This is a genomic window from Cobetia sp. MB87 (genome assembly GCF_011319755.1).
Lineage (GTDB): Bacteria > Pseudomonadota > Gammaproteobacteria > Pseudomonadales > Halomonadaceae > Cobetia.
In genome coordinates this window covers 45528-66399 of sequence record NZ_VFBC01000009.1, presented here as the reverse complement: position 1 = coordinate 66399, position 20872 = coordinate 45528, and the positions used below count along the sequence as shown (strand labels likewise).

The window sequence follows — 20872 nt, the reverse complement described above, 5'->3', positions numbered from 1 at the left end:
GTTTCTGGGCCGCGAGATTGCTCAGCATGAATACAAGGGCGATGGCCCCAAGGCAGAAAGCTGGGACTACGGCCTGCTGCAACACTGGAATCTGGATTCCTGTCTCGATGTTGCCCTGCCGCTGCTCTGCTGTGTGAGCCTGGCCAGCACGGTCTGGGCACTCAGGCGCTACCTGGCCCGAGCATGATCCTGCGCCCGCCTTGCGACTGAAAGAGTCGCGCACATGCAAGGCGAAAAGTGAACGTCGTCAAAAGTGAAAAGTGAAAAACCTGCGCAGTCTTCTCTGAACGGCTCCCCTTCCCCAGCGCTGCGTTCTACCCTTCCTTGCCTTGCTGGTTTTTCTTGTCTTTGGAGTCTGCCTGGCTGGCTAACCAGCTGTCTCGTTAGCCCTGCGCTTGCCTGTCTCTTGGCCACATCTGGCCTGCTTTTCACCTCAACACTGCGCAACGACATTCGCTGAAGAGCGTTGCCTCAAGCATCATCAGCCAACGGCAATGCTGGTGACACTGCGCCGTGCGGCGCCCGACGCAGTGGCGGAGAGCGCTGTGGCGGAAGGCGCTGAGGCTGTGCGACGACGCAGTGGATGTCGAGCGCGATCCTGCAGGTAGGCCGAGAGCGTTTCCGGGCGAATGCCGGGATGCTGGAAGACGTAATCCTCGGTGATGATCGACAGAAATTCAGCACTGCGTGCACCCGCGACCTCAAACCCGAGAATGAAATGGCGCGACTGAGAGACCTCGAAGCAATAGTTCTCGGCGGCCACGGCGCAGGTCTGCACCACGTAGCCTCCGCCCAGCTGTTCTCTGAGGATGGATCGTTCGGGATTGAAGCGAGATGCCGTGTAAATATCTATGATTTTCATTATCACCCCCAATATCGACTGGCGCAGTATATACGAAAACTCTAATACTTACATGCTTAGAGAACTCATCCTTCCTGCCCTGCTCTTCGAACCGGCAGTCAATTGATCCAGATCAATTCAAGCAGCAGCGCTTTCAGGACCAGATGTCAGTGGCATCTGCATGGACCACCGCTCAAGGGATGTCACATGCCGAGTCGCAACGGATCAAAGCACCACTTTGCGCCAGAACTTCAGAACTGAGCTTTAGAAAAAGGACTTCAGATAAGAGCTTTCGCGAGCACTGCGCTGACTGAGATGAGTCGCCAGGAAGGTGGGCAATACGAACCGAAGACGAAAAACGGAAGGCAGGCTGATTGTCGCGAGAACGGAAATGAGGAGCGGAGAATGGACAGAAGCGTGGAGAATGATGATTGAGAGCAGAGAGTGAGTTGTGACGAGACAGGCATCTTTTCGACATGCAAGAACGCAAAAAGGCCATCCGTTTCCGGATGGCCTTTTCACTTGAATCTGGTCGGGACGACAGGATTCGAACCTGCGACCTCTGCAACCCCATTGCAGCGCGCTACCAAGCTGCGCCACGTCCCGACAGTGTCTGGAAGAGCTTCCCCCTCAAGACGAGACGTAATGTACCGCATTGATCTCAAAAAGAAAAGCAGGAATCTCACATTTCTTTACCTGCGTCGTGATCTGGTATCGCAGTGACGCCTGAATCCACCGTCAGCATTGCAAAATGTCCGGGTGCGACGCATGTTCATGAGGCAGGCATTCATTGCGCACCTTCGAATGCAACGCCCCATGAACGACAATCCTCCAGAGGAGTTCGCGACCGATGATCCAATTCACGCTTACGACCACGCTCAAGGGCGGCACCAGTGTCAGTGGAGACCCCATCAAGGTCAGCGCCGACAGCGCTCCTGCCGCCGGCAGCCAGATCACCAAGGGGCAATGGCCGGCACTCGATGCCCTGTCACCCAACTTTCCGGTGACAGTGACGGGAGTCGAAGAGGACGACGATGGCAACACCCTGGTGCGCCTCAAGGAAGCCGACAGCCCTGATGCCAACGACCCCGACAGCTACCGCTACACGCCCTGGAAGTAAGCGGGCGGCGGCGTAGATCAGTGGGAAGACATCAGGGGTATCGCACCAGCGTCGAATAGGCAATATATTGCGCATTATGCGCAACACCGACTCATGTCATTGCACACAATGAGAAGTGAGGCATTTTTTGACCCTCGCTACGTTAGCATAGGGTTTGCGTACCTTTCGTTGGCTCTGGTGAGCTGTGGCTGATGATGAGGTGGTGTATCATCCAGCCTTTCCCGGTTGGTACCTGGCGTGCACTGACATCCCGATGCCCGAGGTCATATGGTCAGCCCATTGAAATTGATAGTTATCTCCTGGCGTTGGCTGGTCGGCAGGACCGGCTCCGCCCGCGAGATACTCCATCATGGCTTTCTCGTTTCCGCATTCTTCATCGGGTTGATTTCGGCCCTCTTCAATTCCCTGCTGGACCTCACCCTGCCGGCGTACAACATCGTGCTGGTCATCACCAGCGCGTTCATCGCCCTGATGTGGTATCGCTCGCGCTTTCATGGTGAGTTCAAGCGCATGGCCTGGCTATTCTGTGCGCTGGTCACCTTCGTGATGCTGCCCGGCAACTGGCTGTTCAATCATGGCGCGACCGGCCCGACCCTGCTGTTCTACCTGATGGCGTCGGCCTATGTGCTGGCGGTTCTGCCCGCCAATCCCAAACGCCGAGGCATCATCATCATCGGCCTGATGTTCATGCCCTGGGCACTGCTGGCCTTTGAACACGCAAGGCCGGGGCTGGTCAGCGGCTATGCCTCCGAAGGCATGCGTTTTCTCGATATGGGCTTCAGCTACACGCTGGCCTTCGGGCTGCTCAGCGTGGTGATCGCAGGCTACGCCCGACGCATCCATGAAGAGCGTGATATCGCCAATGCCTATGCGGCGCGGCTCGAGCGCCTCAACCTGCTGGATAGCCTGACCGGTCTCTACAATCACCGTGCCATCCACGAACAGGCCGAAGCCTGGATCAGACGTTCGCAGAGTTCCTGTCTGCTGATCTGTGATCTGGATCACTTCAAGATGATCAATGACAACCACGGGCATCCGTATGGTGACAAGGTACTGGAAGAGTTCTCACGCCATGTCAGCCAGCTGACGCAGGAGCTCTCGGGAGAAGCGGGACGCTATGGCGGCGAGGAGTTCATGATCCTGATCCCCGGCACCCTGGCGACGGCTCGCCAGTTCGACAGATGCCTGCGCGAGCGCTGCGAAGCCTCGCCCCTGCTGCATGGCGTGATCCTCTTCAGCACCGGCGCCAGCGAACTGCACGCCGACGACACCCTGTCGAGCTGGGTCAAGCGCAGCGATGACGCCCTCTACCACGCCAAGGAAAATGGCCGAGGCCGCCTCATGGTCGACAAGGACCTGAGCATCATCTGAGCCCCCCAACGACAACGCCCCCGCAAGCAATGCTTGCGGGGGCGTTGTCGTTGGGGCCGGATACGCGGCTGATGTCGCTCAGCGCTCGCCTTTCAGCCACTCGAGGTTGATCTCGTGCTGGCCGTTGTCATCGGTGATGAAGATGGTGCCTTCGGAGATCATCACGGTCCACTTGATGTTGCGTGGCAGCGACTCGGTGATGGCGTCCAGCGAACCTTCCGGCACGGCCGCGATGCTCAGGTTGGAGAGCCCCGCCACTGCCGGCACGACCTTGGTTTCCCATACGCGCAGGCTGCCATAGGCCAGCAGAGAAGTACGCTCGGTGCGTCGCGAGCACCAGGTCAGGCGCTCGGCATCCGGCTGACCGACTTCGATCCAGTGCAGGACACGGCCATCGAGGCTCTTTTCCCACAGCGCCGGCTCATCGACATCGGATAGACCACGACCAAACGCGATGTTCTCGCTGTACCACAGGGCGTGGCCCAGCAGGCGCACGCAGAGACGCAACTCGGTTTCGGAGGGGTGACGAGCCACCGTGAAACGCAGGGTCTCGTAGACGCCGCGATCCAGGTCGGTCAGCGACAGATCCACCTTGTAAGGCGTGGAAGACAGGGCCATGAAAATCTCTTCTTGAAAAGGCAGACGTCTTGGAAAGGCAATGGCGGGAAGTTGCTTTCCCGGTAAAGCACCATGCTCCTCGACTGAACCACGCGCGTGACAGTGCAAGCGCGTGGGTGCGGAGCGCAGAGTCTACCCTAGCCGAGCCCTGAACGCCCGACTCCTGCCTGGCATGCCCGCCCTCAGGCGAGGTGACGCGCCACCAGGGCATCGATGGCATCGATATCGCTCAGGCTGTCGCGCGCCATGATCAGCTCACGCCCGAGCGCCAGCGCACGACGTTCGGCACGCGCACGGGTGGTCTCATCGCTGATGGATTCGAGTTCCAGAATATGCGCGAGCCCAATGGTGCGGCGAATCAGCTCACAGCCGGCGTAGCCGAGCGCATCACGCAGCATGCGAGACAACAGACGCTCTGCCACGCCCGGCGCAGCGAAGCTGGCATCTGGCGTCAGCGCGGCCTGCTCGCGATACTCGCGGGCAAAGCGCTCCCAACTGGTGACCGCCTGGGCGCGCAGCTGCGCCACGTAATCACGCTTGTCGCCCTGCTCTCCCTCAAGCTCGGTATGCGCGCAGGCCGCCAGCCACAGCGCGGCCAGCCAGCTGCCGATATCGAAACCTGCCGGTCCGAAGAAGCCGAATTCGGGATCGATGACCTTGGTGCTGTCTTCCCGCACGAAGATCGAACCGGCATGCAGATCGCCATGCAGCAGCGCCTCGGGCGCGGACAGGAAACGCTGCTTGAGCTCGGCCACTTCGACCTTCAGGGCGGCGTCCTGCCACAGGGCTTTGGCATCCGCGCGCAGCGCCGGATTGATGCTGTTGCGCTCGTGATCGCAGAACGGGTCCAGGAAGAACAGGTCTTCGGTGATCTTGCATTGATCGGGATTGGTGAAGCGTGCGACGCGAGACTTCTTGTCGTGGGCATCGAGTGCCAGATCACTGCTGCGATACAGGCTGGTGGCCAGAAAATGTCCCATCTGCTCGCCAAGCCGCGGCAGTGATGCACGCTCCAGGAAGGCATGACGCAGATTGCGGTGATCGCCGATATCTTCCATCACGATGGCCGAGCGAGACTCATCGAAGTGATAGAGCACCGGCACCAGCTCAGGTGCGCAGTCGGCCTCGAACTGCAACGTTTCTGCCTCGATGCGCACACGCACCAGCGACAGCGGCCAGCTCTCACCGATGATGCGCACCCAGGGCAGTCCCTGCTTGACGATCACCGAGGCGGAGCGGTCCGGCGTGCAGACGCGATAGACATAGTTGATGTTGCCATCGCCGATCTCCTCGACCTGAAGCTCACTGGCCGCAGTGAAGGCAGGCAACTGATCGCCGACATGCTGGCGTGCGAAGGCGATGACATCGGCGTCATCCCGGAATTGATACTCGATGGAAGGTGCCTGGCTGGCGTGAGTGTCTTGAACGGTCATGGCAGGTCTCAGCGCGGAATCATGTAGCCGCCGCCCTGGATGCCCTCTCCAATGCAGGGTGAGGGAAGCATCCAGGCTCTCAGTTTATTCCAAAAAGAAATAAACAGGCGACCAGTTATAGCGAGAAGATGCCTGCAATGGCCACGAATGACAAGACCTGCCGAGCGAGTTTCTCTCGACTCGGCAGGTAACGGACTCATTTTGCCGAAAGCGTCACTGGATAGGTGCCAGCAGATAGGCCGCCCGCGAGACCAGCTTGCGCCACATCGGCCGGGCATCCAGCTCCTCGCAGCTGATCTCGCGACAATGACGGAAGTCTTCCTCGAGCATGGCCTCGACCTCCGCCGCGAACTGGTGATCGGGCACGAAGGCGGTGACCTCGAAGTTCAGACGGAAGGAGCGATTGTCGAGATTGACGGTGCCGATGGTGGCCGTATGGCTGTCCATCAACATCACCTTCTGATGCAGAAAGCCCGGTTGATAGCGGAAGACACGCACACCGGAGCGAATCATCTCGGACAGGAAGGAAAACGCCGACAGGAACACCAGCAGGTGATCAGGGCGCTCCGGAATCATCACTCGCACGTCCACCCCACGCAACGCCGCCAGCTTCAGAGCGTCCTGCACACCCTGGTCCGGCACGAAGTAAGGGCTGGTGATCCAGATGCGACTCACCGAGGAATGGATGGCCTGCTGGACCAGCAGGCTGGCCGTCTCGCGACGGTCTGCCGGGCCAGACGGCACGATCACCACGTGCTGACATTCTTCACAGCTGATGCGTGGCTCCCACTCCAGTGACAGTACCTCGCCGGTCGCCCAGTGCCAGTCCTCCCAGAAGGCCTCCTGCAGCCCCATCACGCTGGGTCCTTCCAGCTTGAGGTGAGTATCGCGCCAGGCGCCGTAGCGTTCGGAATGGCCCAGGTACTCATTGCCCACATTCAGCCCGCCGACAAAGCCCACACGGCCATCGATGACGGTGATCTTGCGGTGATTGCGGAAGTTGATCTGGAAGCGGTGACGCCAGCCACGCGAGGAATTGAAGGCACTCACCTCACAGCCGGATTCGATCAGATCCTTCAGATAGCCATCCGGCAGCTTGCGTGAGCCTATCTCGTCATACAGGAAGCAGACCCGCACGCCACGCTCGGCACGCTTCATCAATGCCTGCTTGAGCCGCACACCGAGTTCATCATTTCGCACGATGAAGAACTGGATGAGGATGTAGTCCTCGGCGGCCTTGATGGCCGCGAACAGGGCGTCGAAGGTCTCTTCGCCATTGATCAGCAGCCTGGCACGATTGCCGGTGGTGACCGGCATCATCGCCAGACGCTCGATGGCATCCAGATGGGTGGGATTGCCGCCCAGCGGACGGGAAAGCCAGGGAGAAAGCTTGGGGCGGAAACGCATCAGCACGCGTCGCATGGTCGAGTCGCGTTCCTCGCGAGCACTGACATAGCCATAGAAACGGGGACGCCCGAATACCCAGTAAAGCGGCAGGGCGACATAGGGAAAGGTCAGCAGACACAGAATCCAGGCGATCGCACCCTGTGAGGTACGACTGGACATCAGGGCCATGACGGCGGTCATCGCACCCAGAATGTGACTGCTCAACAGCAGAAAGCCAAGTAACCAGGCGGTCATTGCAGCTCCATTGCAGGCGTCAGGGTTGCCAGAGTATGCCACAGCAGTGCGCGCAACGATGCCATGGCATCGACGGCACACAGACGAAGACCCCCGCCGGCATGCCATCACCGGCGGGGGTCTTCAGGTCATATCCACACGATATGACGGAGTCTCACGACAAGGCCATCAGGCGCGGCTGGCGATGATTTCCTTCCACTTGGCCGGGCCGGTCTGGTGCACGGAGACGCCCGCGCTGTCGACCGCCACGGTCACCGGCATGTCCTCGACCTCGAATTCGTAGATCGCTTCCATCCCCAGGTCTTCAAAGGCCAGCACGCGAGACTTCTTGATCGCCTGGGCGACCAGGTAGGCAGCGCCGCCGACGGCCATCAGATAGCTGGACTTGTTGTCGCGAATGGCGTCGATCGCGGTCGGGCCACGCTCGGCCTTGCCGACCATGCCCAGCAGGCCGGTCTCTTCCAGCAGCGTGCGCGTGAACTTGTCCATGCGGGTCGCGGTGGTCGGGCCAGCCGGACCGACGACTTCGTCACGGATCGGATCGACCGGGCCGACGTAGTAGATGAAGCGCCCTTTCAGATCCACCGGCAGCTGCTCGCCACGTGCCAGCATCTCGGTCATGCGCTTGTGGGCCGCATCACGGCCGGTCAGCAGCTTGCCGTTGAGCAGCAGCGTGTCGCCCGGCTGCCAGCTCTGTACTTCCTCTGGCGTCACGGTATCGAGGTTGACGCGCTTGACGCTGTCGCCCGCTTCACGGGTGATTTCCGGCCAGTCCTCGAGCTTCGGTGCCGGCAGTTCTGCCGCGCCGCTGCCATCCAGGGTGAAGTGCACGTGACGGGTCGCCGCGCAGTTCGGGATGATCGCCACCGGCTTGTTGGCCGCGTGGGTCGGGTAATCCATGACCTTGATGTCGAGCACGGTGGTCAGACCGCCGAGGCCCTGGGCGCCGACGCCAGTGGCATTGACCTTCTCGAACAGCTCGAGACGGATCTCTTCGGCACGGTTGGAGGCACCACGCTTCTGCAGTTCCTGGATATCGATCGGCTCGAGCAGGGATTCCTTGGCCAGCTGCATCGCCTTCTCGGCGGTACCGCCGATGCCGATGCCCAGCATGCCGGGCGGACACCAGCCAGCACCCATCTTCGGAATCTGTTCCAGCACCCAGTCGACCACGGAGTCGGACGGGTTGAGCATCGCGAACTTGGACTTGGCTTCGCTGCCGCCGCCCTTGGCCGCGACGTGGATCTCGACGCTGTCACCCGGCACCAGCTTGTGGTGGATGATGGCCGGCGTATTGTCCTTGGTGTTGGCACGCTTGCCGTCCGGGTCTGCCAGCACGGAGGCACGCAGCACGTTGTCCGGCAGCAGATAGGCGCGACGCACGCCTTCGTTGACCATGTCGTCCAGGCTCATGTCGGCCTCGAAGCGCACGTTCATGCCGACGTGAACGAAGACGGTGACGATACCGGTGTCCTGACAGATGGGACGATGACCCAGGGCACACATCCGGGAGTTGATCAGGATCTGTGCGATGGCATCCTTGGCGGCAGGATTCTCTTCACGCTCGTACGCCGCATTCATGGCGTCGATGAAGTCCTTCGGATGGTAATAGGAGATGTACTGCAGCGCGTCGGCGACGCTCTGGATCAAGTCATCCTGGCGGATCACGGTCATCAGGATCGGCTCCTCAAGGGCAAGCGATGGAAAAGACAGACATGCTGGCACACGGGGCGCGGCGGCGATCAGGGTAAAGGGCAATCACCGTTGTCAGGGGCGGCGATCGCGCCGCCGCGGGCGAGCGTCAGGTCAGGTGCGCGGGATTATACCTCAAGCGACCACCAGGCGGCAGAGCGAATCCTGCAACCCGCCAGACACGAGAATTCAGCAGGTTATGTCACAATATCGCTGATGTTTTGCCCCGTTCAGAACGCGCCTTGCCGTGTGAAGCAGGAAGGGCCACCACTGCATTTCCCTGACGACCGATGACAAGGCATTCCTGTCACTCATGCGCTCCTTTCCCACCCAGGCCACGAAGATTGCCCAATGATGCCACGCAGATTCTCAAGCCCCCTCCGTTCACGGCCCGCCATCGTGCGCCTGCTGGTCCTGCTTGGCGGTGGGACCCTCGCCCTGCTGCTGGCGGGTTGCAGCGCAACGCAGAAGACGGTCACGGCGGATGCCAGCGAGACCTTCGCGTGGGCCACGCCGTCTGGCCAGAGCCAGAGCAATTCGCGGGTGCGCCATCTGGTGCTGCACTACACCGATGATGATCTGAGGGGCTCTCTGAGCAGCCTGACCGGACAGGACGTCAGCGCGCATTATCTTGTGTCGGCGCCTGCAGATGGCGAAGCGCTGCCCAGTGTCTACCCGCTGGTGCCGGAGGACCGCCGTGCCTGGCATGCGGGCATCAGTCAGTGGGGAGAGCGCAGTAACCTCAATGACACCTCCATCGGCATCGAGATCGTCAATGCCGGGCCGCAGGTACTGGTACCCCTGCAGGCAGGCGAGCAGGAAGACGCCACGGCGGCGGTCGCCAGGCGCTGGGCTCCCTCACGTGACTTCGCACCGTGGAGCGAAGCGCAGATCACCGCCTTGATCACGCTGCTCAAGCCCATCATCGCGCGCCATGGCATCAAGGCGGTGGATGTCATCGGTCATTCCGGCATCGCGCCGGACCGCAAGACCGATCCCGGCCCGCGCTTTCCCTGGAAACGGCTGCATGATGCCGGGATCGGTGCCTGGCCACGCACCTCTGACGTGCTGTGCTTCCAGCGGCAGCTGGCCACAACAGGATTGCCAGAGAAGCGGATTCTGATCACGACTCTCACCCGCTATGGCTATCCAGTGGAGGCCGAGCGTCCCTGGCTTGCCATCGCCGCCTTTCAGGCGCATTTCCGCCCGGGAGCCATCACTGGCGTATTTGACGCCGAGAGTGTCGCGATATTGCTGGCCCTCAATGCTCGCTACCGTGACGGCGCGACCTGCAACGATTTTCAACAGGGCGCACTGTCATCCAGTTGACATCCCTTCGTCATATTTCTGTCGCAGCATCAGGGAGCCCCAGAGATATGACAAGGACAGAGATGGCGTTTTGGCATCTGACGTCTACGCTGGGAGAGGCATGGCCAAGGAGGGGCACCACTCTCGGACCTGACACTGGCTCGCAGAAGCCGGCATACCCCATTCCAATGAGGTTCATCATGGCTGACAACATTCTCAGTGCAGTACCTGATACGGCAGCAGACATGACAACACCCGCCACATCCCCCGGCGCGCTCGGGTTCGTCGTCTGTGATGACAAGCGCATCTATGGGGCAGGCATGAGCGAAGAGGACTGCCTCGACAACGCCCTCGAGTGCCTGTGTGGCTACTGTGAACGCAGCGCACTCAAGAAGATGCTGGAACTGTGCCAAGCCGGCGTGCGCTACCCCCTGCGCCAGCTTCCCGCCAGCCAGGCATGCGTCAACAGCTGCCAGGCCTCGGGTCCCACCGATCATTACCGTATCCATGACGGCGTCGCCTATGCTCCGGAAGAATTCGTGACACCTCTCTCGGCGTAAGCCATTCACGCCACTTTTACCCGCCCCTGGCTCGCACCCTGCATCGCGTCCTCAAGAAAGCGCCCCTGCCACCGAGGGTTCAGTGACAGGGGCGCGTTCTGTTGCATTGCCATCCTCTGGTGAGACGCGACAGCGAATCACGTGCCAGGCCTCTCAGCCGCCGAGATAGGCGCGGCGTACATCGTCGTTGGCCAGCAGCGCCTTGCCGCTGTCCGCCAGCACCACGCGACCGTGCTCCAGTACATAGCCACGATCGGCGATCGACAGGGCACGATGGGCGTTCTGCTCCACCAGGAAGATGGTGGTGCCCTGCTCGCGCAGCTGCTCGACGATCTCGAAGATCTGCCCGATCACGATGGGCGCCAGCCCCAGCGATGGCTCATCGAGCAACAACAGCCGCGGCCGACTCATCAGGGCACGCCCGATGGCCAGCATCTGCTGCTCCCCGCCGGACATGGTGCCGCCGCGCTGCTGGAAGCGCTCCTTGAGGCGCGGGAAGAGCCCCAGCACGTGCTCGATGCTGCGTTCGTTCTCCTCCTTGCTCTGGTAATAGCCGCCCATGGCCAGGTTTTCCTCCACCGTCATGCCGGTGAAGATGCGGCGACCTTCCGGCACCACCGACAGCCCACCGCGCATCACGCGCGCCGTGGGCGTGCCGGTGATCTCCTCGCCCTCGAACCACACCCGTCCGCTGGTCGGACGCGGATCGCCACAGATCGACATCAGAAGCGTCGTCTTGCCGGCACCGTTGGCACCGATCAGCGTCACGATCTCGCCCTGCCCCACGGCCAGCGAGACATCATTGAGTGCCTGCACCGGTCCGTAATGTGTCGTCAGATGCTCGAGCGCCAGCATGGCATCCTGCGGCGCGAGTGCCTCGCTGGCAGGCACAGTCTCTGGCATGACTGCATCAACATGCTCACTCATGCTCATTCCTCCCCCAGATAGGCCTTGATCACGGCATCGTTGCGTCGAATGTCATCCGGGCAGCCATCCGCCAGCGGCTGACCCTGATTGACCACGTAGATGTGATCCGAGATTCCCATCACCAGACTCATGTCGTGCTCGATCAACAGCACCGAGATGCCCTCATCGCGGGTCAGGCTGACGATCAGGTCATCGAGATCCCGGGTCTCGTTGGGGTTGAGGCCGGCCGCCGGCTCATCCAGCATCAGCAGCCGTGGCCTGGCCACCATGCATCGCGCGATCTCGAGTCGCCGCTGCTGCCCATAGGCCAGATTGCCGGCCTCGCGATTGGCGAATTCGAGCAGACCGACTCGCTCCAGCCAGTCACCGGCATGCTGCATCAGCGCCTTTTCACTGCGGCGATAGCCCGGCGTCTTGAACAGGCCCTTGAGAAGATTGCGCTCGGCGTGCATGTGCTGCGCCACCAGCAGGTTCTCGATGACCGTCATCTCCTTGAACAGCCGCACGTTCTGGAAGGTGCGCACCATGCCAGCCTGGGCGATCCGGTACCCCGGCAAGCGATGCATGGCGCTATTCTGGAAATACACCTCGCCGCCGGTGGGCTGATAGAAGCCGGAGATACAGTTGAAGACGGTGGTCTTGCCCGCGCCATTCGGCCCGATGACTGACACCACCTCGCCCGGATGTACCTGAAGCGTCACGCCGTCCACGGCCTTGAGGCCACCGAACTGCATGGTGAGATCACGTACGTCCAGCAGCGGTGCCCCGCCCTCGGCGCGCGCCTGGCGGTGTGAGGAAGCGGCTGGCGCCTCATTGTCGAATGCTTGCTTGTCATGTGCGTCAGCCACGGTCGAGCTCCATCTGCGGTCGTTTGAGCGGCACCAGGCCTTGAGGACGCCACACCATCATCAGCACCATCATCAGCCCGAACAGCAACATGCGATATTCATTGAACTCACGGGCCAGCTCCGGCAACAGCGTCATGGCGATCGCCGCCAGGATGACGCCCAACTGCGAGCCCATTCCGCCCAGCACCACGATGGCGAGAATGATCGCCGACTCGATGAAGGTGAAGGACTCGGGACTGATGAAGCCCTGACGCGCGGCGAAGAAGGCACCGGCGAAGCCCGCGAAACTCGCCCCGATCGTGAAGGCCGAGAGCTTGATGCCGGTGGGATTCATGCCCAGTGAACGGCAGGCGATGTCATCCTCGCGCAGCGCCTCCCACGCCCGCCCGATGGGCATGCGCAGCAGCCGATAGATCACGAACAGCGTGATCAGCACCAGAATCAAGGCCAGCAGGTACAGATAGATCACCTTGAAAGCCGGGTCGTAGTCGATGCCAAAGAACTCATGGAAGGCGATGTTGCCCTCATCGGCTCGCCGCGAGAACTCGAGATTGAACAAGGTCGGCTTGGGAATGCGCGCGATGCCATTCGGGCCGCCGGTCAGCTCCGTCCAGTTGTTGAGCAGGATTCGGATGATCTCGCCGAAGCCCAGTGTCACGATGGCCAGGTAATCCCCGCGCAATCGCAGCACCGGGAAGCCGAGCAGATAGCCGAACAACGCCGTCATCAACCCGGCGATGGGCAGCGCTTCCCAGAAGCTGAAGCCCAGATAGCTGTTGAGCAGCGCATAGGTGTAGGCGCCGACGGCATAGAAGCCCACGTAGCCGAGATCCAGCAGCCCGGCGAGACCCACCACCACGTTGAGCCCCAGGCCCAGCATGATGTAGATCAGCGTCAGGGTCGCGAGATCCACCGCCGAGCGGTTGGACAGAAACGGGAAGATCAGTAGCGCACCGATGGCCAGCATGATCCACAGCTGTCGCTTCTGACCGCTCATCACGTCGGGGACGCGGAAACGTGATGGCTTGCGGGTACGCGCACGCCATTCCTCGATCTGTGGCCGCACCAGCTGATGCAGGAAGACGGCCAGCGCGGCGGCCAGCAACCAGCCCCAGGTATCCATGCCCATCAAGCGTACCGTGGTGGTGATGCCGGTGGATTCGAGCTGCACCCCCAGTACCGAGCCACCCAGCACGAGAGTCAACACGGCGGCCGCAAGTGCCGACCACCAGGGACGACGATAGGAAGGTTGTGGCGGAATCGTCTCGGCGGGCGAGGTGCCCGCTGTCTTCAGAGTCTGTTTCGCAAGCTTGGGCATCAGATCTTCTCCACTTCGGGCTTGCCGAGAATCCCGGAGGGACGGAACAGCAGAATCAGGATCAGCAGTCCGAAGGCCACCACGTCCTTGTATTCCGTGGACAGATAGCCGCCAGTCAGTGCCTCCGCGACACCCAGCAGCAGGCCGCCCAGCATGGCGCCGGGGATACTGCCGATACCGCCAAGCACCGCCGCCGTGAACGCCTTGAGCCCGGCCAGGAAGCCGATGTAGGGATTGACCACGCCGTAGTACATGCCGAGCAGCAGTCCTGCGACGGCGGCCAGCGCCGCCCCGATCACGAAGGTCATCGAGATGATCATGTCGGTATTGATGCCCAGCAGACGCGCCATGCCGGCATCCTGGGAGCAGGCCCGACAGGCACGCCCCAGGCGCGAGCGCGAGATGAAGGACGACAGCAGCAGCATGCACACCAGGGTGACGCTGAAGATGATCACCTGCATGTAGGACAGATTGACCGCGAAGCTTTCCAGCCCGAACTCCCAACCGCCCGGAATCAGGCTGGAGATCGCCATGTCACGCGAGCCCTGGGCCAGACGCATGTAGTTCTGCAGGAAGATCGACATGCCGATCGCCGAGATCAGCGCGATCAGACGCTTGGAGCCTCGCACCGGGCGATAGGCCACCCGCTCCACGGCGAAACCGTAGGCACAGGACACCAGCACCGCCACCAGCAAGGCGGCCGCCATCAGAAAGAAGGGGTTGGCGATGCCCAGCATGCCCAGCGCCGCGATGACGATGAAGGTCACGTAGGTGCCGATCATGTAGATCTCGCCGTGGGCGAAATTGATCATGCCGATGATGCCGTAGACCATCGTGTAGCCGATGGCGATCAAGGCATAGGTACTGCCGATGGTCAGGCCATTGATGACCTGTTGCAGGAAGTAGAGGATGTCTTCCATGGAACGACCCTTGGCCGCGACGATCATCGGCTTGTGGCCGGTGACCGTCAGGGAAATGCCGCATGCGCGACGACAACGGGAAGGCACGGCGATGTTGCATCACCGTGGACTCGACCGAACGAAGAAGACCGCCATGCCAAGTGGCATGACGGGAAGCGTCTCGGGGTTGATCCACCACGGCCACATAAAGTCTCGAACAAGGTCTCAAATGATCGCTCAGATGAGGTATCGAATGTTGATGTCACATGGCCGTGGCGAAAGCTGGGCTCAGACGAGCAGAGGCCAGCCGATGATCAATGTGCCGCTTCGCTCTTGGTTCCGTCGGCGTGCCAGTTGTAGACGACGAAGTTGAAGTCCTTCAGATCGCCCTTCTCGTCGTATTCGACCTTGCCGATGGGCGTGTCGAAGCTGTTGGCGCGCAGATATTCGGCAACGTCATACGGGTCGGTGGAATCGGCGCCCTTGATGCCATCGGCGATCAACTCCACTGCGGTGTAGGCCGGCATGACGAACGGACCGGAGGGGTCCTGATCCTTGGCCTTGAAGGCCGCGACCAGATCGGCATTCTTCGGGTCGGTCTCGAAGGCCGGCGGCAGCGTCACGTAAAGCCCTTCGGAGGCTTCACCAGCGATCTTGGAGATATCCGGGTTGCCGACCCCCTCAGGGCCCATGAAGGGCGCGTCAAAGCCCAGTTCACGCGACTGACGCAGCAAGAGGCCCAGCTCCGGGTGATAGCCGCCGTAGTAGACGAAGTCGACGTTCTCCTTCTTGAGCTTGGAGATCAGCGCCGAGAAATCCTTGTCACCCGCCGTGATGCCCTCGAACAGCACCACATCGATGCCCGCTTTCTCGACGGTGTCGCGCACGCCAGTGGCGATGCCTTCCCCGTACTGCTGCTTGTCGTGGATCACGGCCATGTGCTTGGGCTTGATCGTCTCGGCGATATAGCGCCCCGCAACCGGCCCCTGCAGCGAATCCAGACCGATGGTGCGGAAGACCAGCTCATAGCCCTGCTCGGTGATGGTCGGACTGGTGGAAGCCGCCGTGATCATCATCACGCCTTCCTCGGCATAGATGTCCGAGGCCGGTTGCGTCGCGCTGGAGCACAGGTGCCCGATCACGTACTGGACACCGTCATTGACGATCTGGTTGGCGACCGCCACCGCCTGCTTGGGATCACAGGCGTCGTCGTATTTCACGCCCTTGAGCATCTCGCCGTCGACGCCGCCGGCGGCATTGATCCGCTCGATGGCCATCTCGGCACCGATGAACTGCATGTCACCGTACTGGGCGACCGGCCCCGTGACCGGGCCTGCCATGGCGATGGTGATATCTGCCTGAGCCTGGGTGGACATCGCCGCGGCGATACCGAGAGCGAGAAGAGACCTGCGCATCATGATGAGAATTCCTGTTCCCGATTATTGTTGTACTACGGCCGGGCAGACCTGACTGACGCCTGGTGTCAGCGCAGGGCTGACCGAAAAGGCTGGCGACAGTGTCTGTCATTCGCTGACCTTGTGCGCCATTGCCAGCCTGCAGGCAGGGGGTCGACACGTCAGGAATGCCTTGAAAGCATTATTGGCAGCAGCGAATACGCATGTAAAGTGACCGTTTGGGCGCTCATGAATGCGGCTCGGCAGCCCGCCAATAGCGAAAAGCACCACGCTTTTCAATGTGGCCAGACAATCCTCGGAAATCACGATCAAAGCCAGTCATTGGCACATGCCAACACGCGGATAACAGGATTTCCCTCTCCTCTTGCACCATCAGGACGCACCACGGCACCCCGCTCGGCTACACCCAAGGTTGTAACAGAAGCAATCCTGCCGCCCTCCCCGAGCAACCGGTTGCCCCTGAGTCATGCACTGAGCTGCAATGTGATGATCTGCAAGGAATCAGCCAAGATAACGGGATAACCTGCCAATGGCACTTCCCCGTCAGATACCCGCCAGCCCTGAACGCCACACGCCCGACGATGGGTGACATCGTCGGGCGCGTGGGGTCATGCCTTCAGTCACGCGAATGCTGAGGGCTGAAGAATAATGTCAGCCCAACGCGATCAGGCGATTGCGGACATCGTTGATCTGGTCGCGCAGACGACCGGCCTCCTCGAACTCGAGGTTCTTGGCCGCCGCGAACATGGCATCTTCTAGTCGGCTGATTTCCTTCTCGAGCGCCTGAGGGCCCTCGGCCGCCAGAGCCGCATAGTCCGGCGTCTCTTCCGCCACCTGTCGCTCGTTGCCCTTGCGACGACTGCTCTTGCGTCCCGGCGCCTGGGCACCTTCCATGATATCCGCCACCGACTTGGTGATGGTACGCGGCGTGATGCCGTGCTCCTCATTGAAAGCCATCTGCTTCTCGCGACGCCGTTCGGTCTCGGCGATGGCCCGCTGCATGGAGTCGGTAATGCGATCTCCATACAGGATGGCCTTGCCGTTGGCGTTACGGGCCGCACGACCGATGGTCTGGATCAGGGAGCGTTCCGAGCGCAGGAAGCCCTCCTTGTCGGCATCCAGAATCGCCACCAGCGAGACCTCCGGAATGTCGAGACCCTCACGCAGCAGGTTGATGCCGACCAGCACATCGAACTTGCCCAGTCGCAGGTCACGAATGATCTCCACGCGCTCGACGGTATCGATATCGGAGTGCAGATAGCGCACCCGCACGTCGTGCTCACCCAGATACTCGGTCAGGTCTTCCGACATGCGCTTGGTCAGCGTGGTGATCAGCACGCGCTCGCCCACCTGGGTACGCGCCTTGATCTCGGAGAGCACATCATCGACCTGAGTCGAGGCTGAACGCACCTCGATGACCGGATCAAGCAGCCCGGTGGGTCGCACCACCTGCTCCACCACCTGGCCGGCATGCTCTTCTTCGTAGGGGCCAGGCGTCGCCGAGACGAAGACAGTCTGCGGCAGGATGCTCTCCCACTCTTCGAATTTCATCGGACGGTTGTCCAGCGCCGACGGCAGACGGAAGCCGTACTCCACCAGCGTTTCCTTGCGCGAACGGTCACCGCGATACATGCCGCCGACCTGCGGCACGCTGACGTGGGACTCATCGATGAAGACCAGCGCGTCCTTGGGCAGATAGTCGAAGAAGGTCGGCGGCGCATTGCCGGGATCACGCCCGGACAGATAGCGCGAGTAGTTCTCGATGCCGTTGCAGTAGCCCAGCTCCATCATCATCTCGATGTCATAGAGGGTGCGCTGCTCCAGGCGCTGAGCCTCGACCAGCTTGTCGTGCTTGCGCAGGTAATCGAGGCGCTCGACCAGCTCTTCCTTGATGTGATCGACCGCGGCGACGATGGTCTCGCGCGGTGTCACGTAGTGGCTCTTGGGGTAGATGGTCATGCGTGGCACCGACTCGGCCACTTCACCGGTCAGCGGATCGAACAGCCGGATGGAATCGATCTCGTCATCGAACAGCTCGACACGCACCGCCTGCTCTTCGGAGTCGGCCGGGAAGATGTCGATCACGTCGCCGCGCACCCGATAGGTGCCGCGCCGGAAATCCATGTCGTTGCGGGTGTATTGCAACTCCGCCAGACGCCTGAGGAAGCCGCGCTGGTCGATCTGCTCGCCACGATTGAAGTGCAGACGCATCTTCAGATATTGATCCGGGTCACCCAGGCCGTAGATGGCCGAGACGGAAACCACGATGATCGCATCGCGGCGTTCCAGCAGCGCCTTGGTCGCCGACAGACGCATCTGCTCGATGTGGTCGTTGATCGAGGCATCCTTCTCGATGAAGGTGTCCGAGGAAGCGACGTAGGCTTCGGGCTGGTAGTAGTCGTAATAGGAGACGAAGTACTCGACGGCGTTGTCGGGAAAGAACGACTTGAACTCGCCGTACAGTTGCGCCGCCAGCGTCTTGTTGGGGGCCATGACGATGGCCGGACGCTGCAGGCGCTCCACGATGTTGGCCACCGTGAAGGTCTTGCCGGAGCCGGTCACGCCCAGAAGGGTCTGATGCGCCAGGCCCGCGTCCAGGCCGGTGATCAGCTTCTCGATGGCCGCCGGTTGGTCACCGGCCGGCTGAAACTTGGAATCGATGCGAAATGGTTTGCTCATGCGCTCTCAATGGTGGCAGTCAGTCGGGTCTTCAACTGACGACAGGCAGATGATTGCCCGACGGTATCATTCGCTCGCGGGCGCTTCTCGACTGGTCACCGAGACCCGGGTGCTGGTCATCAGGCGATGGATGGGGCAACGCTCGGAGATCTCGAGCAGGCGCGCGCGGGTCTCGGCGTCCAGCTCATGGCCCTCCTCGGCCAGAAACTGCATGCTGACCGTGAGGCGATATTCGCTGTTGCTGCCACGCCGCTCGTCGCTGTCGTCCCGGTCCACCGTGGTGATGATCCCCGCCAGCGGCAAGCCCTTGCGCCGGGCGTACATCTGCACGGTGATCGACTTGCAGGCCCCCAGCGACAGATCGAAGTAGTCATGCGGGTCCGGGGCGCTCTCGTCGCCGCCGACCACCGCCGGCACATCGACCAGCAACTCATCGAAGCTTGCCACCTGTACACGTTGCACGAAACTGCCTGACCGACGGCTGATTACCTCGATGCTCATTCGTCACCTCCCTGTCGCTGATCTGTCCGTGATCCCGCTCGTGAGACGTTGTCTGATTCCCGCCTGTCCAGCGTCACCGCACCGCGGTCACTTGACCTTGTAACCGGCCTTCTCGACCGTCTTGACCAGCGCGTCATAACGCACCTGACCGTCGACTTCGGCAAAGCCACGCCCGACCTCGGCTTCCTTGACGCCATCCATCATCATCAGCGCCGTGGTGACCTTGTTGACGTCCTTGACGCTCTCGACGCCGATCAGAGTAAGAGAAAAGCTGGCCATCGTGTCATTCCTGTCATGCAGTAAAAAGGGGCGCCGCAGCGCATTGCAGCCGTCAAGAATAGCACGGTTGCCTGACAGTCAGCGCGGGTCAGCCTCGTCGCGCGCCAGGCCTGAGAAGCGGCTATCAGGACGGGAACACTGATTTGCCCGTTCTTTTACGGCCACATGAAGCACAAGGGGCTGACAGCCGCCAGCTGGCGCGTGACAATGCGGGCATTCGACATGCCGCATGGTTGCCAGTGCGCCACCGGCAGTTCACTCCTTCGCAACAGGATGGTGGTAGATGAATCCCTTGAAGACCCTGATGCAAGACCACGGCTACCAGCTCGGCGAGGATGGCCGCCTGACGCTGGGTGAGCCAGCCGACGCCTCCATGCCACTCGCTGACATGCCTCACGCTGACCTGGCCGACCGCGCCTTGGCCGAGAATGCACTGATACCGCTGGGCAATTTCGAGGTACTCGAAGTCTGCGGCAAGGATGGCGAACGCTTTCTGCAGGGACAGACCTCACAGCAGCTGAGTCTGGTCGATGGCGAGCTGGCGCCGCTGACGACCTTCTGCACCCCGAAGGGACGCATTCTGGCCATGGCCCAGCTGCTGCGCGTCAGCGAAGAGCGCCTGTGGCTGGTGATGCCGGCGGGCACCGCCGAACCGCTGCGCGTCCATCTGGCCAAGTTCGCGCCCTTCTACAAGGTGACGCTGGAGGTATCGAGCGAGCTGAGCGTGCTCGGCCTGCTCGGCGAGCAGACTCTGGCGGCCTGTGCCGATGCGCTCGCGGCACCTGCGCTGGCCGAGCATGACCTGGCCATGCGCTCGGTCCTCCCGTCGCCCATGCAGTCGAGCGAGGACGATGAAGCGCAGACCTGCGCGCTGGCACGCCAACCGTCAGGCGATACCCCGCGCGCGATACTGGTCGGTCCGCATGCCGCCCTGGCAGACCTCGCGACAACGCTTTTCGCACGCGAGGTGGCCGCCAGCGATGACACCCGCTGGCGCCTGGAAGATATCCGCGCCGGTCTGCAGTGGGTCACTTCCGCGCAGACTGACAGCTGGCTGCCGCAGATGCTCAATCTGGAAGCCCTCGCCGCGATCAGCTTCAAGAAGGGCTGCTATACCGGTCAGGAAGTCGTGGCACGCGCTCACTTCCGCGGCCAGGTCAAGAAGCGCCTGCAACGCCTGACGACGGTGCAGCCGGCCGACTTGCCGGCGGTGGGCAGCAAGGTCACCAGCCCCGACGGCAAGTCTCTCGGCGAAGTGCTGCAGGCAGCCCATGATGAACAGGGACGTCTGGAGCTGCTGGCCGTGATCAGCCTGCGCGATGAAGAGATCGCGTTGGCATTGGAAGATGGCACCCAGCTTGAGCGCAGCGCGCTGCCCTATGCCGTCGAGCGTCGCGATCCGGAGCAGCTCAAGAGCTGATC

At 61.6% G+C, this 20872-nt stretch carries 18 protein-coding genes, 1 tRNA gene and 1 pseudogene; 6 read left to right on the top strand and 14 right to left on the bottom strand.

Translation table 11 applies throughout. The features are described from left to right. Positions 1 to 187: pseudogene (locus CDPAHKCJ_RS11745) on the top strand (hypothetical protein); the annotation flags it as partial. A gap of 294 nt (positions 188 to 481) precedes the next feature. Here the strand turns inward: CDPAHKCJ_RS11745 and CDPAHKCJ_RS11740 are convergent. Continuing rightward, positions 482 to 862, bottom strand: coding sequence for a hypothetical protein (locus CDPAHKCJ_RS11740; RefSeq protein WP_166019964.1), 381 nt, complete (start codon positions 860 to 862; stop codon positions 482 to 484). A gap of 508 nt (positions 863 to 1370) precedes the next feature. Next, a tRNA-Pro gene (locus CDPAHKCJ_RS11735) sits at positions 1371 to 1447 on the bottom strand. Between the two features lie 244 nt (positions 1448 to 1691). On the opposite strand from CDPAHKCJ_RS11735, the gene CDPAHKCJ_RS11730 reads away from it, so the two are divergent. Together CDPAHKCJ_RS11730 and CDPAHKCJ_RS11725 are read left to right on the top strand one after the other, a co-directional pair. Beyond that, positions 1692 to 1961 (top strand): hypothetical protein, encoded by a 270-nt coding sequence (locus tag CDPAHKCJ_RS11730; RefSeq protein WP_107334657.1) that lies wholly within the window; start codon positions 1692 to 1694, stop codon positions 1959 to 1961. Between the two features lie 279 nt (positions 1962 to 2240). Continuing rightward, positions 2241 to 3332 carry a GGDEF domain-containing protein gene (locus tag CDPAHKCJ_RS11725; protein ID WP_166019963.1) on the top strand — a complete coding sequence of 364 codons (1092 nt, stop codon included), beginning with the start codon at positions 2241 to 2243 and terminating at the stop codon, positions 3330 to 3332. 78 nt (positions 3333 to 3410) lie between these two features. Here CDPAHKCJ_RS11725 and CDPAHKCJ_RS11720 read toward each other — a convergent pair whose 3' ends face one another. The 4 genes from CDPAHKCJ_RS11720 to CDPAHKCJ_RS11705 all read right to left on the bottom strand — a co-directional run bounded on the left by CDPAHKCJ_RS11720 (position 3411) and on the right by CDPAHKCJ_RS11705 (position 8698). Beyond that, positions 3411 to 3950 carry a YaeQ family protein gene (locus CDPAHKCJ_RS11720; RefSeq protein ID WP_166019962.1) on the bottom strand — a complete coding sequence of 180 codons (540 nt, stop codon included), beginning with the start codon at positions 3948 to 3950 and terminating at the stop codon, positions 3411 to 3413. 182 nt (positions 3951 to 4132) lie between these two features. Next, positions 4133 to 5383, bottom strand: coding sequence for an S-methyl-5-thioribose kinase (mtnK, locus tag CDPAHKCJ_RS11715; protein ID WP_166019961.1), 1251 nt, complete (start codon positions 5381 to 5383; stop codon positions 4133 to 4135). Between the two features lie 213 nt (positions 5384 to 5596). Next, positions 5597 to 7024: a cardiolipin synthase gene (gene cls / locus CDPAHKCJ_RS11710; RefSeq protein ID WP_166019960.1), complete on the bottom strand. Its 1428-nt coding sequence runs from the start codon at positions 7022 to 7024 to the stop codon at positions 5597 to 5599. Between the two features lie 168 nt (positions 7025 to 7192). Beyond that, positions 7193 to 8698, bottom strand: coding sequence for a fumarate hydratase (locus CDPAHKCJ_RS11705; RefSeq protein WP_166019959.1), 1506 nt, complete (start codon positions 8696 to 8698; stop codon positions 7193 to 7195). 369 nt (positions 8699 to 9067) lie between these two features. Between CDPAHKCJ_RS11705 and CDPAHKCJ_RS11700 the strand changes: the two genes are divergently transcribed. Together CDPAHKCJ_RS11700 and CDPAHKCJ_RS11695 are read left to right on the top strand one after the other, a co-directional pair. Beyond that, positions 9068 to 10045, top strand: coding sequence for an N-acetylmuramoyl-L-alanine amidase (locus CDPAHKCJ_RS11700; RefSeq protein ID WP_205700859.1), 978 nt, complete (start codon positions 9068 to 9070; stop codon positions 10043 to 10045). A gap of 179 nt (positions 10046 to 10224) precedes the next feature. Next, positions 10225 to 10584, top strand: coding sequence for a hypothetical protein (locus CDPAHKCJ_RS11695; RefSeq protein WP_166019958.1), 360 nt, complete (start codon positions 10225 to 10227; stop codon positions 10582 to 10584). A gap of 153 nt (positions 10585 to 10737) precedes the next feature. On the opposite strand, the gene CDPAHKCJ_RS11690 is transcribed toward CDPAHKCJ_RS11695, so the two are convergent. The 8 genes from CDPAHKCJ_RS11690 to CDPAHKCJ_RS11655 form a co-directional block, all read right to left on the bottom strand. Beyond that, entirely contained in the window at positions 10738 to 11439 is a 702-nt protein-coding gene (locus CDPAHKCJ_RS11690; protein WP_043336899.1) for an ABC transporter ATP-binding protein, read from the bottom strand. Positions 11440 to 11513: 74 nt separating this feature from the next. After that, positions 11514 to 12269: a high-affinity branched-chain amino acid ABC transporter ATP-binding protein LivG gene (gene livG, locus CDPAHKCJ_RS11685; RefSeq protein ID WP_277343459.1), complete on the bottom strand. Its 756-nt coding sequence runs from the start codon at positions 12267 to 12269 to the stop codon at positions 11514 to 11516. Positions 12270 to 12351: 82 nt separating this feature from the next. Further along, positions 12352 to 13677 carry a high-affinity branched-chain amino acid ABC transporter permease LivM gene (gene livM, locus CDPAHKCJ_RS11680; protein WP_166019957.1) on the bottom strand — a complete coding sequence of 442 codons (1326 nt, stop codon included), beginning with the start codon at positions 13675 to 13677 and terminating at the stop codon, positions 12352 to 12354. Further along, positions 13677 to 14597: a high-affinity branched-chain amino acid ABC transporter permease LivH gene (livH, locus tag CDPAHKCJ_RS11675; RefSeq protein WP_043336883.1), complete on the bottom strand. Its 921-nt coding sequence runs from the start codon at positions 14595 to 14597 to the stop codon at positions 13677 to 13679. Before livH ends, livM begins: the two co-directional genes overlap by 1 nt. A 293-nt stretch (positions 14598 to 14890) precedes the next feature. Further along, on the bottom strand, positions 14891 to 15994 hold the full coding sequence (locus CDPAHKCJ_RS11670; protein WP_166019956.1) for a branched-chain amino acid ABC transporter substrate-binding protein: 1104 nt from the start codon (positions 15992 to 15994) through the stop codon (positions 14891 to 14893). Between the two features lie 648 nt (positions 15995 to 16642). Beyond that, the gene (uvrB, locus tag CDPAHKCJ_RS11665; RefSeq protein WP_166019955.1) at positions 16643 to 18670 is read right to left on the bottom strand and encodes an excinuclease ABC subunit UvrB; all 2028 of its coding nucleotides are present in this window, start codon (positions 18668 to 18670) and stop codon (positions 16643 to 16645) included. 66 nt (positions 18671 to 18736) lie between these two features. Then, positions 18737 to 19171, bottom strand: a complete 435-nt coding sequence (locus CDPAHKCJ_RS11660) for an OsmC family protein (protein WP_166019954.1) — start codon at positions 19169 to 19171, stop codon at positions 18737 to 18739. A gap of 87 nt (positions 19172 to 19258) precedes the next feature. Then, positions 19259 to 19450 carry a hypothetical protein gene (locus CDPAHKCJ_RS11655; RefSeq protein WP_054557000.1) on the bottom strand — a complete coding sequence of 64 codons (192 nt, stop codon included), beginning with the start codon at positions 19448 to 19450 and terminating at the stop codon, positions 19259 to 19261. 283 nt (positions 19451 to 19733) lie between these two features. On the opposite strand from CDPAHKCJ_RS11655, the gene CDPAHKCJ_RS11650 reads away from it, so the two are divergent. Beyond that, positions 19734 to 20870: a folate-binding protein gene (locus CDPAHKCJ_RS11650; protein WP_240916787.1), complete on the top strand. Its 1137-nt coding sequence runs from the start codon at positions 19734 to 19736 to the stop codon at positions 20868 to 20870. Positions 20871 to 20872 lie beyond the last annotated feature (2 nt).

Coding starts and splice junctions, on each gene's coding strand:
- CDPAHKCJ_RS11720 (WP_166019962.1), bottom strand. CDS start 3,950: ATGGCCCTGTCTTCCACGCCTTACAAGGTGGATCTGTCGCTGACCGAC.
- CDPAHKCJ_RS11650 (WP_240916787.1), top strand. CDS start 19,734: ATGAATCCCTTGAAGACCCTGATGCAAGACCACGGCTACCAGCTCGGC.
- CDPAHKCJ_RS11660 (WP_166019954.1), bottom strand. CDS start 19,171: ATGAGCATCGAGGTAATCAGCCGTCGGTCAGGCAGTTTCGTGCAACGT.
- CDPAHKCJ_RS11730 (WP_107334657.1), top strand. CDS start 1,692: ATGATCCAATTCACGCTTACGACCACGCTCAAGGGCGGCACCAGTGTC.
- CDPAHKCJ_RS11700 (WP_205700859.1), top strand. CDS start 9,068: ATGATGCCACGCAGATTCTCAAGCCCCCTCCGTTCACGGCCCGCCATC.
- cls (WP_166019960.1), bottom strand. CDS start 7,024: ATGACCGCCTGGTTACTTGGCTTTCTGCTGTTGAGCAGTCACATTCTG.
- CDPAHKCJ_RS11670 (WP_166019956.1), bottom strand. CDS start 15,994: ATGATGCGCAGGTCTCTTCTCGCTCTCGGTATCGCCGCGGCGATGTCC.
- livH (WP_043336883.1), bottom strand. CDS start 14,597: ATGGAAGACATCCTCTACTTCCTGCAACAGGTCATCAATGGCCTGACC.
- mtnK (WP_166019961.1), bottom strand. CDS start 5,383: ATGACCGTTCAAGACACTCACGCCAGCCAGGCACCTTCCATCGAGTAT.
- CDPAHKCJ_RS11740 (WP_166019964.1), bottom strand. CDS start 862: ATGAAAATCATAGATATTTACACGGCATCTCGCTTCAATCCCGAACGA.
- uvrB (WP_166019955.1), bottom strand. CDS start 18,670: ATGAGCAAACCATTTCGCATCGATTCCAAGTTTCAGCCGGCCGGTGAC.
- livM (WP_166019957.1), bottom strand. CDS start 13,677: ATGCCCAAGCTTGCGAAACAGACTCTGAAGACAGCGGGCACCTCGCCC.
- CDPAHKCJ_RS11690 (WP_043336899.1), bottom strand. CDS start 11,439: ATGCTGGCGCTCGAGCATCTGACGACACATTACGGACCGGTGCAGGCA.
- CDPAHKCJ_RS11695 (WP_166019958.1), top strand. CDS start 10,225: ATGGCTGACAACATTCTCAGTGCAGTACCTGATACGGCAGCAGACATG.
- CDPAHKCJ_RS11705 (WP_166019959.1), bottom strand. CDS start 8,698: ATGACCGTGATCCGCCAGGATGACTTGATCCAGAGCGTCGCCGACGCG.
- CDPAHKCJ_RS11655 (WP_054557000.1), bottom strand. CDS start 19,450: ATGGCCAGCTTTTCTCTTACTCTGATCGGCGTCGAGAGCGTCAAGGAC.